The organism is Roseateles sp. GW823-FHT07B05, assembly GCF_058794515.1.
Genome location: NZ_JBXAGX010000012.1, coordinates 97,829 through 110,801, shown reverse-complemented (window position 1 = coordinate 110,801; position 12,973 = coordinate 97,829). Strand labels below are relative to the sequence as shown.

General features: G+C 60.6%; 12 protein-coding genes. All 12 read right to left on the bottom strand.

Features of this window, described 5'->3' with window-relative positions:
* Positions 1–2: 2 nt before the first annotated feature.
* From AC1Q7O_RS21965 to AC1Q7O_RS21910, 12 genes are read right to left on the bottom strand one after another with little or no spacing between them, the layout of a single operon-like run.
* The gene (locus AC1Q7O_RS21965) at positions 3–1,244 is read right to left on the bottom strand and encodes a glycosyltransferase (protein WP_492660504.1); all 1,242 of its coding nucleotides are present in this window, start codon (positions 1,242–1,244) and stop codon (positions 3–5) included.
* A gap of 12 nt (positions 1,245–1,256) precedes the next feature.
* Positions 1,257–2,567: a hypothetical protein gene (locus AC1Q7O_RS21960; RefSeq protein WP_492660505.1), complete on the bottom strand. Its 1,311-nt coding sequence runs from the start codon at positions 2,565–2,567 to the stop codon at positions 1,257–1,259.
* Positions 2,568–2,625: 58 nt separating this feature from the next.
* The gene (locus AC1Q7O_RS21955; protein WP_492660506.1) at positions 2,626–3,906 is read right to left on the bottom strand and encodes a glycosyltransferase; all 1,281 of its coding nucleotides are present in this window, start codon (positions 3,904–3,906) and stop codon (positions 2,626–2,628) included.
* 6 nt (positions 3,907–3,912) lie between these two features.
* A complete protein-coding gene (locus AC1Q7O_RS21950) occupies positions 3,913–5,178 on the bottom strand; it encodes an O-antigen translocase (protein WP_492660507.1) in 1,266 nt (421 codons plus the stop codon).
* Positions 5,179–5,215: 37 nt separating this feature from the next.
* Positions 5,216–6,352 carry a dTDP-4-amino-4,6-dideoxygalactose transaminase gene (rffA, locus tag AC1Q7O_RS21945; RefSeq protein ID WP_492660508.1) on the bottom strand — a complete coding sequence of 379 codons (1,137 nt, stop codon included), beginning with the start codon at positions 6,350–6,352 and terminating at the stop codon, positions 5,216–5,218.
* Entirely contained in the window at positions 6,349–7,110 is a 762-nt protein-coding gene (locus AC1Q7O_RS21940; RefSeq protein ID WP_492660509.1) for a hypothetical protein, read from the bottom strand. The genes rffA and AC1Q7O_RS21940 overlap by 4 nt, the downstream gene beginning before the upstream one ends.
* Before the next feature lie 7 nt (positions 7,111–7,117).
* Positions 7,118–8,365 (bottom strand): acyl-CoA reductase, encoded by a 1,248-nt coding sequence (locus tag AC1Q7O_RS21935; protein ID WP_492660510.1) that lies wholly within the window; start codon positions 8,363–8,365, stop codon positions 7,118–7,120.
* On the bottom strand, positions 8,362–9,465 hold the full coding sequence (locus tag AC1Q7O_RS21930) for a LuxE/PaaK family acyltransferase (RefSeq protein WP_492662741.1): 1,104 nt from the start codon (positions 9,463–9,465) through the stop codon (positions 8,362–8,364). The genes AC1Q7O_RS21935 and AC1Q7O_RS21930 overlap by 4 nt, the downstream gene beginning before the upstream one ends.
* An 11-nt stretch (positions 9,466–9,476) precedes the next feature.
* On the bottom strand, positions 9,477–10,829 hold the full coding sequence (locus AC1Q7O_RS21925; RefSeq protein WP_492660512.1) for an AMP-binding protein: 1,353 nt from the start codon (positions 10,827–10,829) through the stop codon (positions 9,477–9,479).
* A complete protein-coding gene (locus tag AC1Q7O_RS21920) occupies positions 10,826–11,566 on the bottom strand; it encodes an SDR family NAD(P)-dependent oxidoreductase (protein ID WP_492660513.1) in 741 nt (246 codons plus the stop codon). The genes AC1Q7O_RS21925 and AC1Q7O_RS21920 overlap by 4 nt, the downstream gene beginning before the upstream one ends.
* 7 nt (positions 11,567–11,573) lie before the next feature.
* Positions 11,574–11,798, bottom strand: a complete 225-nt coding sequence (locus tag AC1Q7O_RS21915; RefSeq protein WP_492660514.1) for an acyl carrier protein — start codon at positions 11,796–11,798, stop codon at positions 11,574–11,576.
* Between the two features lie 52 nt (positions 11,799–11,850).
* Entirely contained in the window at positions 11,851–12,960 is a 1,110-nt protein-coding gene (locus AC1Q7O_RS21910) for a Wzz/FepE/Etk N-terminal domain-containing protein (RefSeq protein WP_492660515.1), read from the bottom strand.
* Between the last annotated feature and the right edge of the window lie 13 nt (positions 12,961–12,973).

Sequence of the window (12,973 nt, the reverse complement as noted above, 5' to 3'; positions counted from 1 at the left end):
GTTCAGTGGGCTTGTCGCCAGGCGATGGCGCGCTGGTATCCGGCCATGAGCTGTTCGTAGTAAGCGCCTTCCGAGTGGCGCTCCCGGATCAGCGCGATGGCGTTTTCGCCCAATGCCTGGAGCTCGGCAGGCGAGACTTCATTGGCGTGATCGATGGCCGCCAGCAACGAATCGAGGCTGGATGGCTGGAACTGAAAGCCGGTCTCGCCGGAGCGCACCAGCTCTGGAATGCCGCCAATTTCCGCGCCAAGGACAGGGGTGCCGACGCCAAAGCTCTCCAGAATCGCCATAGGATTGTTTTCGTACCACTCCGATGGAACGATGGAGAACTTGGCCCTCTGTAGTTCCCGCTTGAGATTGGCGCTGTCGAGTTTGCCGAGGAACTGGATGTTGGCGATCGCAACGTAGTCGCGGACCAGCTCGTCCAGCGAGGGGCCGGTGCCCGCAATCCGCAGTTGCAGTTGGGGCCTCTTGGAGAAGGCGTCGCACAGCAGCCGCACCCCCTTCTCATGAGAGAGGCGGCCGGCATAGAGGAAGGGTGCATCGGCGCCAACCGGCGCTGGCGCCGCGGCGACATCCTTGTCCGACACAAAGTTGTAGAGGACGGATGATTGCCGTGCGATATCCGGCAGGTACTCGATGTGCTTGTTTCGGCAGAACTCCGAAACCATCAGGAAGTGATCGACGTTGGCCTGATAGGCGTACTTGCTGTCCCGCACCCAGGCTTCCATGGCGGAGAGCCCGCTGGCCAGCATGCTGCCTCGATTGCAGCGATGGGTCACGGCGTTTGCGACGCCGCCGCGGGCGCAGCGCTCGCACACGCCAAGGCGCTGGGTGTACATGGTGGAAACCGGGCACAACATGCGGTACTCATGAACCGTCATGACGCATGGAATCCCGAGCTCGGACAATGTGGCAAGAACGGAGGAACTCAGCTGTCCATAGAAGATGTGCAGGTGGGCGACCTCGGGCTGAAATCTTTTTACCAACGCCCTGACTTGATGTGCAGCCTCCGGTCGGTAAATGAATTGCCGGATGTTGCGCAGTGTGGAGATCGGATTGGCGCTGACATAGCCGTTCTGGGGCAGCAGCACGCTCTCCTTGCGCGCATCAAAGCTGGTATCGCCGCAGGCGATGGTGGCGACCTCATGCCCCTTGTCCAGCAACATGCGCGCGGTTAGCTGATAGACCCGGTCCGATCCCCCTCGAATGTCCTCGAAGTTGTTGAGTTGCAGTATGCGCATTCTGGTCAGTTCTTATTCTGATGATTTCGCCTGTGTGGCACGCCATTGGCTAACCGCCGTAGCGGCCAGGAAGTAGCAGAGGAAATAAAGCCCGTACCGCGAAAGAAGTATCTGGGAAGAGAAGGAAACAACCAGGATGCCGACGCACATCAGCTGCAGCGCAGCGGTGTCGGGTGTGTGGGAACTGTCGCTGCGGCCGGATGGCCTCAGGCCGAGGCCAATCAGCGCCGCCCCACCCAGCACGAAGGGCAATCCACCCACCAGCAGAAAGCCGAACCACATGATGTCGAACACTGCGATCGCGCCCCCGTCGGCGAACAGCTCGGGCAGCAGGCCTGCGGCATACAGGGACTCGACCAGGTCAATCAAGGGGGTGGGCATGCCGCCGAAGAGCAGGCGCGAACCGCCTTCGGACAGCAGTTCCGGCAGGGCCAGCAGCATGCCCAGCCGCTGGTAGGTCAGCACGACGATGAAATCGTCCCAGGTGTTGCCCTCGCCCAGATAGATCTCGGGTAGAAACCAGAGAAAAAGGCCGGCGATGGCCGCCAGCCCGAAAGCCATCGGCCAGCGGAAACGACGCAGCCAGGATTTGCCCTTCAGGCTGTGCACCAGCCCGACGGCCAGCGCCGCCAGGATGGTTGTGTTGGAGCGTCCGCAAACAATGATGATGAGCGCCGCCGCCACCATGTAGGTACCGGTGCGCCGCGTCAGGGCGACGCACAGCAGTGCCAGGCCCACATAGCTCAACTCGATCGGATTGCGCAGGGTGAGCGAGGCGAAACCTTTCCCGAGGCTCAGGCTGGTCAGAACGGCATTGGTCTTGTCAGTAGGTGTGAAGCCCTCGTGGATGCTCTGCAGCATCGGTGCGAGCACGCTCGAGAACAGCAGTTGAAAGACCGACAGGGCCGCGATCACCATGGAGATGGAACTCAGCGCTGCGGTGAGGGGATCAACCTTTTCATTGGCGTTGCTGGCCGGAGGTAGATAGCCATTGGGGCGCGACAGTACCGCGGCGATGAAGGCGACCCAGACCGTATAACGCATGGCCGCGAGCATGAACTCATGGTTACCACTGCCCGAGGCCAGGGATGAGATCAGTGCAATGCCATACAGGCCTGCAGGTGCCGCTATCCACCAGCCGTAGGTTTTCAGCAGGATGCCCACACCCCGCCTCGCGCCCATGGCCAGGCCGAGCAGAGCCACAATATCGACGCCCTGAATCGCCAGCGAATACAGCGAGGCAGATCCCGTGCCCACATAGATGAGCATGGCCACGCTGTCCACCCAGAAGGGCAGCAGCAGCAGTCCGATCAGCAGGGCCACGTTGGGCCGCGCGGATTTGCGCAAGCGTCTGGCTTGCGCTCGGACAGGGGGCGCAGTGTCAGCGGTGAGTGACATTGGAGTGGCGGTCAAAGAAGCGCGCACGGCCGCGCGATGCGTGCCAGCGCAGCACCAGCATGCTTGCGTTCAGCATGATGCTCATCAGCGCACCGAGGTGATAGCGGTCGACAAATGCCGGCTGTGCCATGACGGCCAATTGAGCGAAGTCAGCGGCCGTCCGCTCCAGGCCGAAGTCCTGTGCGCGGGCCTGTGCCCGGCGCGCGAGCTCGGCATATTCACCGCCGGAGGCTTGGCTCAGCGCCAGCAAGCATGCGTCGAAGGTGGTCAAAGCGTAGGGAAGCCCGGCGTCGTGATAAGACAGCCCCTTCAGCTCGTGAAGGAAACCGTAGGTGCTGGCATCCGCCGCATGCTCGATGCCGATGATTGCGGGAATGCCGGCCGCTGACGCCTCGATCAGGGCGGTGCCGCTGCCGACAAAGGCCAGCGCCCCGTCCAGCACCTCACGCATGCGCTCGTAGGCGAGCGCGCCTTTCAGGTGGACGAGGTCCTGCAGGTTCGACTGCGCAATCTGCGCCCGCAACGCGTCTTCACATTCGCCGGTGCCGTAGATCTCATACTGGAATTCAAGCCCCATCGTCCGCATGCGGGCGATGGTCTCGATCATGTGGGTGTTGTAGGTCTTGAACGGTGTCAGGCGGCCAATCGAGACAATCCGCCTTGATGGCCGACCCAGCGCCGCGCTTCCCAGCCGCTGGAGATCGACGCCAATGGGCGTCAAGGTGCTTTGCGTGTAATCCTGACCAAATCGCTCGCAGTGGAGTCGTACGGAGTTCTCATTGAAGAACACCACATTTCGAGGTGGGAGCGATCTGAAGAGCGAGGCCGCCGTGCGCACGAACTGGTTGTGGGATTCGTCGTCGAACAAGTATTCCCGGTCGTGATAGACGCCAGCCGTCACGCGGCCAATATCAACCGCGGATTGCAGCCTCGCCGCCAGCAGCAGTGCGCCTACATCCGCGGCGTGGCAGACATCCGGCGTGCCGCCTAGCCATTGCCTCAGGGCGGCGCCATCCAGGGGCAATGCAAAACGGAGCAAGGGCTTGTCCTGGATAGGGCTCCAGGGGCCGCGGGGGAGGAACTCATCCAGATAAGCCACCCGAGCGCCCTGGCCTAGTTGGGCGAGCAGCCCCGCATCACCCTTTCGGGTGGCCAGAAGCACCGAAACGCGCGCGCCGGAGCGGGACAGCGCCTGGCTCAGCCGTACCAGCAGGGTTTCAATGCCGCCAAGAGGCAGGCCGACATAGATGAAGAGGATGTGCATGGGGACCTAGTGCGGTGCGATGGCTGGCAAGCGGCGCAGATAAAGTCGATACACCAGAACGCAGAGCGGCAGGTAGAGCGCGTAAGTCAGGACGTAAGCGTAGGTGGCGCCAATCGGGCCATGCTGGCTGATCAGGAACCATCCGGCAGCGAGCATGAGGCCACCCTGAAAAAACTCGGCGCTGATGTGCAACTTGAGGTTGCCGCGAGACAGGCCCACAAAACCAAGCACCAGCGACAGGGAACGCAAGGCATCGCCCACGGACTGCCAGGGCAGGAGCCCGACCGCGGCGCCAAATTCCCTGGAAAACAGCAGGGCAACAAAATGGGACGCGAAGAAGTAGGCCGAGGCCGTGATCAACACTACGATGGGGATCAGAAACCGGTAGGCCTCGCCAACATGCCGTTGAAGCGAGGCCCGGTCGGTGACAGTGCTGATGCGGGGCAGGAAATAGCTGCTCAGCAGGACACCCACAAACTGAAGCGATGCGTCGGAAAAACGTAGAACCGCCTGCCAGCCGCCAACCGCCGCCCAACCACCATGAGCCAGCAGATGGTCGCGCAGCAGTATCTGTACGACCGGCATGGCGATCGCCGAGATCACCACCATCAGGCTGAATTTGCCGAGGTAGAGCGCATCCGGCCGGTTGAAGTGAAGCCTTAGCGATTGCGGCCAGCCGTGGCGCCACAACCGGTGAATCGCATAGGCAATGGCCGGGCAGGAGGCCGACCAGAGCAGGCCATAGGCGGCACCCGCGACGCCCCAGTTCCAGGACAGCCAGGACAAGCCGCTGAGGCCGATCACCACCGCGATCGACGTGACGGCGGCGAAGGTGCCGGTTTGCTTGTCCGCGATCACCCGGCCAGAGGCCAGGGCCGAAAAGCACAGTGCCAGCTGTAGCACCGCGAACAGGCGGATCACGGTGACGAAGTCGGACGACTTGAATAGCCACTGACTCAGCGATGAGGCGCTGAGCACGATCACCAGTGCGGCGATCGCGGACGCGCCGAAGCCCAGGCTGCAAGCCGTGCTCCAAAAGCGCTGACGTGCCACCGGATCCATGGCCCGCTGCGCCAGGCCGGTGACGACGCCGTTCTGGGTGCCACCCGCAGCCAGCATCACGCAGATGGCCAGCAGGCTCATCAATTGGCCGAGCTGCCCCAGGCCTTCAGGACCGGTGCTGACGGCGATGACTTTGACGGTGAGCACCCCTCCCAGCAGGCGCAGCACCGTCGAGGCCCCGATCAAGAGGCCGGCAGTCTTGAAATTCATGGTGGCAGCCTGGGTTCCGCGAGGAACACCGGTCCCATCACCGCTGACGCAGCGCGGTGATGATGGTCTCCGAGACCCGGTCCACATCCGAGTCCGACAGCTCGTAGTAGAACGGCAGGCGCACCAGGGAGTTGGCAAAGCGGTCGCTATGGGGCAGCGGACGGCCGTCGTGTTTCTGCTGGAAGTAGGGGCTGTCGTGCAACGAGAGGTAGTGGAAAACCGCGTTGATGCCGGCGGCCTTGAGCTTGGCGATCAGGTCGGAGCGCTGCTCCAGCCCGTTGCACACCAGATAGAACATGTGGGCGTTGTTGGTCGCCCATTCCGGGATCACCGGCAAAGTGACGCCGAACTCGGGCAGCACGGGCGCGAGGTTATCCCAATACCGTTGCCAGATCGCCTTGCGGCGCAGCTGTATGGTGTCTAGCACCTCCAGCTGCGCATACAGATAGGCGGAAATGATGTCCGAGGGCAGGAAGGAGGAGCCGACGTCAACCCAGCCGTACTTGTCCACCTCGCCGCGGAAGAACGAACTCCGGTTCGTGCCCTTTTCGCGAATGATCTCCGCTCGTGCGCTCAGGCGGGTGTCATTGATGGCTAGAAGGCCTCCTTCGCCGGCGATGACATTCTTCGTCTCGTGAAAAGAGAATGCGGACAATTCGCCTAGCCCGCCCAGCGGATAGCCCTTGTAGTACGAATCAATGGCCTGCGCAGCATCCTCGACCACCGTGATGCCATGACGCTTTGCCATTGCAAGGATGGGGTCCATGTCGCAGGCGACGCCAGCGTAGTGCACCACGACGATGGCGCGAGTTCGCGGGGTGACCAGCGCCTCCAGGAGGCTGGCATCGATGTTGGGGTTGTCGGGCGCACTGTCGGCAAATACCAACTTCGCACCGCGCAAAGCGAAGGCATTGGCACTGGATACAAAGGTGAAGGAGGGCAAGATGACCTCATCACCTTCCTGAATGTCCAGCAGCAGCGCGCACATCTCCAGCGCATCGGTGCACGAGGTGGTCATCAGCGTCTTGGCAAACCCATAGCGCTGCTCGAAGAAACTGTGGCATTTCTTGGTGAACATGCCATCACCGGAGATCTTTCCCGACCCAACGGCTTGCGCGATATAGACGAGCTCACGCCCATGGAGGTAAGGCTTGTTGAAAGGAATGTTCGTCACGATGGGTAGCGTTTGTGGAATCCCAGGAGCAGGGATTCGAATTGAAACTCGAAGCGCCGATAAAGATTCATGATCGGAATGTTGGCCGCCGAAATCAGGGTATGGGCTTCCCGCACGCCGCGCAGACGATTCATCTTCAGTGCATCGGCCCACAGGGATACGCCGAGTAAGGCGTGGCTGCGCTTCACGCCGGTCAGCACAAGATCCGTGGTGGTCCCGCGGCTGCGCTGGATATGCAGACCAATGACCTCGTCCTTGAGACAATAGCTGAGGATTTCGTGGCCCTGGACCATTAGGTCATGCAACCAGTTCCGGTTTCGCTGGGCAGCCTGTTCCGGACTGACCCAGGGATCCTCGTGAATGCGGCCATGATGGAAGTCGTCCGCCAGAATCTGCTGCAGGACTGGCAGATCAGTTTCGCGGGCAGGGACAAGCACTGGGCCGGGGCGGATCAGGCGATCAAAGCTCTCGCTTGCCTGCAGCTTGGAGTGGTAGATGCGATAGCTGGCTTCGGCGAAATAGAAGTCCGCCTCGTGCAGCGCCTGTTTGTTGATGCCGGTGGACGCAAATCGGCCATACGCGAAGCGCACGCCCTCGGCGCGGGCCCATGCATCGAACTGCTTCAGTAGTTGAGCGAGTGCGACAGGATCTGAGGCATCCAGCGAGACGATTTCCGCGCATGGGAACCCGAATACATGCTCATCCCACGGCGTGCGGCGGCACTCAAGAAAGGCGGACTGGTGAAATAGACGCGGCATGGCGATATCAGTCAGCGGGCAGCAGCAGTTTGCGGCTGAATGTGGTGATCAGATCCTGCCCATCCCAGGTGGGTGCGAACGCGAGCGCCTCGCCGAATCGGGCGAATCGATCAATCGCACGCGGGGGAAGTTCGACAGCCAGCTTGAGCAGCTCATCGCGCGAAAACCCGTGCACCGCGAGTGTCTGCTCCTTGTCGCTCAGCTGTGGGGCAAGGTCGGCCAGATGTTCCAGACGGATTTCCAGGAACAGGCCGTTGCCGCAATGAATGTCCTTGGCCGTTGAATTCAGTGCGGATTCCATGCGCAGGCGAAGCGGGTGCGTGATGCCTTCTACCAGCGACTGAGCCGGCCGGGCGATGCAGGCGGCGGCATATTCGAAAGTGGCGGCTACGCGCGCCATATTCATCGCCTCCGAGTTTTCGGGTTGACGCCGCTCAAGTTCCTGCGATACCGCTGACCAGAATCGCTCTGCTGCCTCGTTGATGTCGTCGTCCACGCCTATCCATGCCACCAGCCGCGGTGATGAGCAGGCCTGCTGGGCAAACCAGAAGGCGTCGTTATAGAACTCCATGGCAAGCTTGGCCATTGCTGCGTCGTCGGCAGCCAGAATGGCTCCCGCATGAATCGCACAGGCGGAGAATCGGTCTGGGAAGCAGATTTCGATGGCGGTCGGGCGCAATGGAATGGCGCGCAACGTGCGGACCGTGGCATCGCCGCCCCACACCACGCGGATCAGGCAGGACTCTGAAATGTCACGCGTCAGTTGCTCATCATGAGGATAGGTCAGCAGCACGATGCGGCCGTGGATTGGGGTGCCGATCTCCTCATCCAGGGTCTGGGCCAGAGCCGAAATCAGGAAATCCTGGGCCGGGCTGGGCTTTTGCGATACCCGCACCATGTTCACATTGCCGGCCAGCAGAGACAGCAGCCAGGAATACATGAACACGGAGTCCACGTTGCTGGGTGCTAAATGAAAGGCTAGGCCACGCCCCAGCATCAAGGACTCCGACGATTCCAGCTGATACTTGGCGGCCAACGTCTGCAAATTGGCACCTCTGAACCAGTGCCCCAGCGCGGCCAGTTCGGGATGCTGACGAATCCCGGCCGAGGTGAGAAGCTTTTGCGAGAAGCGGCGCACGAACGCCATGGCACGGGTATCAAAGGGTTGCCAGGTGGGCTGACGGTTCAACTGGGCCAGAACCTCATGAATAGACACATCGGCCGCAGCGCCAAGGATATATTTCACGGAACTCATGCCATCACCCGTGTGTCGCTGCAGCCGCGCATTTCGACTTGCGGCAGTCGGCCGCTGACCGAGAAATAACTGCCCGCCCGGCCGCAGGCGCAATCGTCCCGGCCGTGCACGATTCCCACGTCCTCTGTCAGAAGCGAATGGCCGGGGTAGCTCAGAGGAATCGCGCTGACCACCTGGATGACGCCCGACCTGCCTAAGGGCAGGGGCTGCAACGTATGTGGGTCGCGAATGATGATGTCGGCATAGCTGGGGCTATGCAGATGCCCATGCTCGCATTCCATGAAGATGGAGCCGACCTGTTCAACCATGCCGTAATAGTTGAAGACATGGTCAATGCCAAACTGGTCATTCAATCTGGCTTTGAACGATGCGTTGTCGATCTGCTGATCGAGCAGCCGCTTCCAACCGCCGCCATGAATCAGGAGACTGCCTTTGGGAAAGCGCAAGCGAACGCCCTGTCGCAGCGCGCTTTGGTAGAGGCCCTGCCAGATCACGAAGGTGAAACCAAATAACAGGATGGGCGTCTCGGCATGGCGATCCAGATAGCTCTGCAACGCTGCCGCGTCTAACGACAAAGCACCATCCAGGCAATAGAAGTGATCGCGGCCATAGGTGGAAAAGCCGAGGATGCCGGCGGCACGTGCATTGAATCGGCGACGATCCTTCAAGAGGTCGGCCGAATCAATGATCACCATAGGCCAGCGCTTCTTGCCCAGGAATGAGGCCATGATGGCGCTCAGGACACGAGTCTGACGCATGGATGTTTCGCGATCCAGGAATATCCGCGAGACTGCTTGCCCTGTTGTACCGCTGGATGTGAGGGTCTTGATGACCTCTACCTCTGGAACGCTGCGCAGTTCATTGGTCTTGAACAGGCGCACCGGCAGATAGGGCACTTCCTCAAGCGCATGCGCGTCGCAACTGCGGAAGATCCGCTCGACGATGTTGGCGTAGGGCGGGCACCGCTCACGATGCCATCGCGTCAGCTCATTCATCGTCGCCAGCAAGGCGGGGGCCTTGATGTCATCGCGGTGGGCGTAAGGCGTGGCGATGTCGAGAGGCAGCGATGGCCAATGCGTCGGCATGCCGGCCATGCTCATCTCAGTATTTGTCATGTGCTGCTCAAGAGGGGGCTGTAGTCTTTCTTGCCAGTAGGCAACAAGGGCAATTGTTCGATGAGCTTTAGGCGCGTCATGGTGTGATGGATGGCGTACTGATGGCGCACGTGCTCGCGTGCGCGCGTCAGCAATGTCGGCTCGGCGCTCTCGATCCATGCGATTAGGCAGTCGTCCCGGCCGGCGACAGAGACGGGCACCTGCAGCGTCGCCTCCAGGGCTCGCTCGACGTCATCCAGCCCGATGCGATTGCCGCTGACCTTGATGAAGCGTTTCAGCCTACCGGTGATGTAGAAGAAGCCCTCTTCATCGACCCGGCCGAGATCTCCAGTCAACAGCCTGCCCTGCAATTCGTCACCCCTCGCGAGATCATCGCGGCGTTCTGCGTAGCCCAACATGACGTTCGGGCCTTCATAGACCAGTTCGTCATTGCTTGGACTGAGACTAAGGCGACCGCGTGGAATCGCCACGCCAATAGAGCCGATCTTGTCTTTCAGCCGATTCGCCGGAACATAGCTGATGCGTGCGCAGGCTTCGGTCTGGCCATACATCACAAAAAACCTTCGACCTGTTGCATTCGCATGCTCGGCAACCTGGCGAATCAGTTTGTCATCCATTTTGCCGCCCGCCTGCGTCAAAGTCCGCAATGTCGGCAGATCCTGTTTGAAAAAGCCGGAGCGCATCAACATCTGATAAACATAGGGCACGCCCGCGACCGACGTCACGCCATGGGCCCGTACCCTGCGCACAAAGTCGCGGCTGAGGGCGCTGTCGTTGTTCAGAACCAGTGAGCCGTGGGCCAGCAGATGGCTGTTGATCACAGACAGGCCATATGAATAGTTCATTGGCAGAGACGTTATGGCACGCTCTTCGGGGCCCAGAGCCAGATACTCCGTGATCGATGCTGCATTGGCCTGTAGCGCCTCGCGTGACAAACGGACCAAACGCGGGCTGCCGGTGCTGCCGGAGGTGCTAAGCAGCAGTCCAAGTGAAGGATGCAATTCAATCGCCGGCGCATCGACCTGACCGACGGGGCCGTCGGTGCCAGGGGCGCCCGCAATCCATTGCGGTTGATAGAGCTGGCAAAGAGCGCTTAATTGCTCGGCGGGCGTATCTGCCGCCAGTAGCAGGGGCACATGACCTTGGCGGAGGCAGGCCAGATAAAGCGCGATGTCCCCCGCTCGGTTGGCGCAAAGCAATAGCCCAAAGCTGCGCTCGCCCCATGCCGCCAGCGCCAGTTCATGCCGCCGAACCAGTTCCAGAAGCTGATCACGGCTGACGTAGCGGTCGTTGGGATCGACAAGGGCGATAGTCCTGCCATCGCCGGGCGGAAGATCCCAGAAGTTCATAGACTCATTCCGCCGTCCACGCCGATGACTTGGCCTGTGATGTAGGTCGAACGATCGGATGCAAGGAAGCGCACCAAGTCTGCCACCTCGTCCGCTGTGCCCATGCGGCCCATCCGGACGCGTGCCAGGTTCTGGCGGTGCATGTCTTCGCTGTGCTGGCGGTTGAGTTCCGTATCGATGTAGCCAGGTGCGACCGCATTCACGCGGACTTTGTTTGCAGCGAGTTCCTTGGCCCCCGCCAGCGTTGCGCCGATCAAGCCCGCTTTCGATGCCGAGTATGGGACCTGTCCTTCAAAACCGAACCGACCGACGATCGAGGACATATTGATAATGGAGCCACCACCACCACGGACCATAAGCTTGGCGGCACCTTGCATGTGCAAAACGCTGGCCGCCAGGTTGACGTCAAGAGTTTGAGAAAGCCCTTGCCGGGAAATCATGCCGAGACTGGCTGGTGCCATGATGCCGGCGTTGTTCACCAGAACATCCAGCCGGCGGAATCGCTTGAAGATCTCCTGAAACGCTTTGCCAATGGCATCACCATCGGACATGTCATAGGCGAGGCGCAGCACGGACTCACCCCCAACGCCTGCTGGCAACGTTGACAGCAGTTCGTCCAGGGAAGTGGCGTTACGGGCGTGTGCCACAAGCTTGAAACCATCTGCCGCGAGCGCCCGGGCGCAGGCCGCACCAATACCTCGCGAGGCGCCGGTGATGAAGGCAACGCGTTCTTGCATGAGAAGGTCAGAGGTACTTGGCGACGATCGTTTTGGCTCTGGCGAAGCTGCTCATATCGATCACGTCCTCGGCGTCGATCATGATGTCAAAAGCCTCTTCAATGGCGGCAATCAAGGCCATGTGGGCGACCGAATCCCAGTTCGGGAAATCCGCGTACTTCAGATCGTCCACTACCAGGTCTTCCGTGGTGCCCAATGCGTCTGCAAAGACGTTGCGTAGCTTTTCTTCCATTTTTTGGCTGTTCTAACTGATTAATGAGTGGCCGTTGAAGGGTTTCAATGATTCAAAAGGGAGTGGATTTGCGTCGCTGTTTCAGCACCACATATGCGGAGGCGGCAAGAAGACCTGCGATAAATCCACCGATGGCGGTAATCGCGCGGCGCGGCTTGGTTCGGCGGTCCGGCGGCATCGCTGGGTCGATGACCTGGATCAAGGAGCCTTCACGGCTCTCATCGGATTTCGCCAGCTCATATTGGCGGGCGAAGATGTCGAACAGCGCTTCTTCGTATTTGTAATCGCGATACTTGCTCACATAGCTGTCTTGATTCTTCAGCTGGCTGTGGCTGGTCTCTTCCAGCTTGGCGAGCCGCCCTGACAGACCTGCCAGAGTGGCCTGAGCCCGACGCACCTCGGGTGCGCCGTCGGCCAGGCTGGAGCGCATGGCTTGCAGGCGGACCTCCGCTGAGGTGTGCTCCGCTTTCAGGCGTGCATAGGACTCAGCGGCGGCCTTCGGCTCGGCATTGAGGTCGCCCGCACTGAACCCGCTGCGCTGCAACTCGAGTTGCGCAGCCTTCAGGCGCTCCTTGGTCTGCTTGAGCTGGTTCTCGAAGAAGGTGCGGCGCTGCTGGGCTTCTGTCAGCGCCAACGTGCTGGTCATGCGGCGCAGCTCCGTGACATAGGTGTTGGCGATTTCCGATGAGCGCTGCGGGCTTGTGTCATCAACCTCGATGTAAATCAGACCATCCTTCTTGCCTGCAACAATGCGCACGTTTTCCGACAACTGCTTACGGGCCAGGGACCGGAATTTCGATTCATAGACGTCCATCAAACCGAACTTGTCAATGATGTTGTCGCTAATCGTGGCGCTTTGCATCAGAGAGATGAGTTGATCCGCCTGATTCTTGATAGCCGAAGAACTGCCGGCGATATTGGCTAATGCGCCAAGTGAAGCCAGGGCCGCAGCGGCTGAGCTTTGTTGCTGGGGAGAAATAAAGCTGGTGCGTGCTGTATAGGTCGGGGGAATCAGGAATGTGACTCCGAGTGCAAAGCAGCCGGCAAGTATCGCGGAGCAGCCAAGTAGACGCCATCTCCCGAGCAAAACTCTATGCAGCAGTAAAGTGTCCTCAATGTCATCCAATACTTGGGGGTTGTCAGTGGTCAGGGGGCTGGTCAAGGTGGGCTCTCGC

Coding starts and splice junctions, on each gene's coding strand:
- AC1Q7O_RS21965 (WP_492660504.1), bottom strand. CDS start 1,244: ATGCGCATACTGCAACTCAACAACTTCGAGGACATTCGAGGGGGATCG.
- AC1Q7O_RS21955 (WP_492660506.1), bottom strand. CDS start 3,906: ATGCACATCCTCTTCATCTATGTCGGCCTGCCTCTTGGCGGCATTGAA.
- AC1Q7O_RS21950 (WP_492660507.1), bottom strand. CDS start 5,178: ATGAATTTCAAGACTGCCGGCCTCTTGATCGGGGCCTCGACGGTGCTG.
- AC1Q7O_RS21940 (WP_492660509.1), bottom strand. CDS start 7,110: ATGCCGCGTCTATTTCACCAGTCCGCCTTTCTTGAGTGCCGCCGCACG.
- AC1Q7O_RS21935 (WP_492660510.1), bottom strand. CDS start 8,365: ATGAGTTCCGTGAAATATATCCTTGGCGCTGCGGCCGATGTGTCTATT.
- AC1Q7O_RS21930 (WP_492662741.1), bottom strand. CDS start 9,465: ATGAGCATGGCCGGCATGCCGACGCATTGGCCATCGCTGCCTCTCGAC.
- AC1Q7O_RS21925 (WP_492660512.1), bottom strand. CDS start 10,829: ATGAACTTCTGGGATCTTCCGCCCGGCGATGGCAGGACTATCGCCCTT.
- AC1Q7O_RS21920 (WP_492660513.1), bottom strand. CDS start 11,566: ATGCAAGAACGCGTTGCCTTCATCACCGGCGCCTCGCGAGGTATTGGT.
- AC1Q7O_RS21915 (WP_492660514.1), bottom strand. CDS start 11,798: ATGGAAGAAAAGCTACGCAACGTCTTTGCAGACGCATTGGGCACCACG.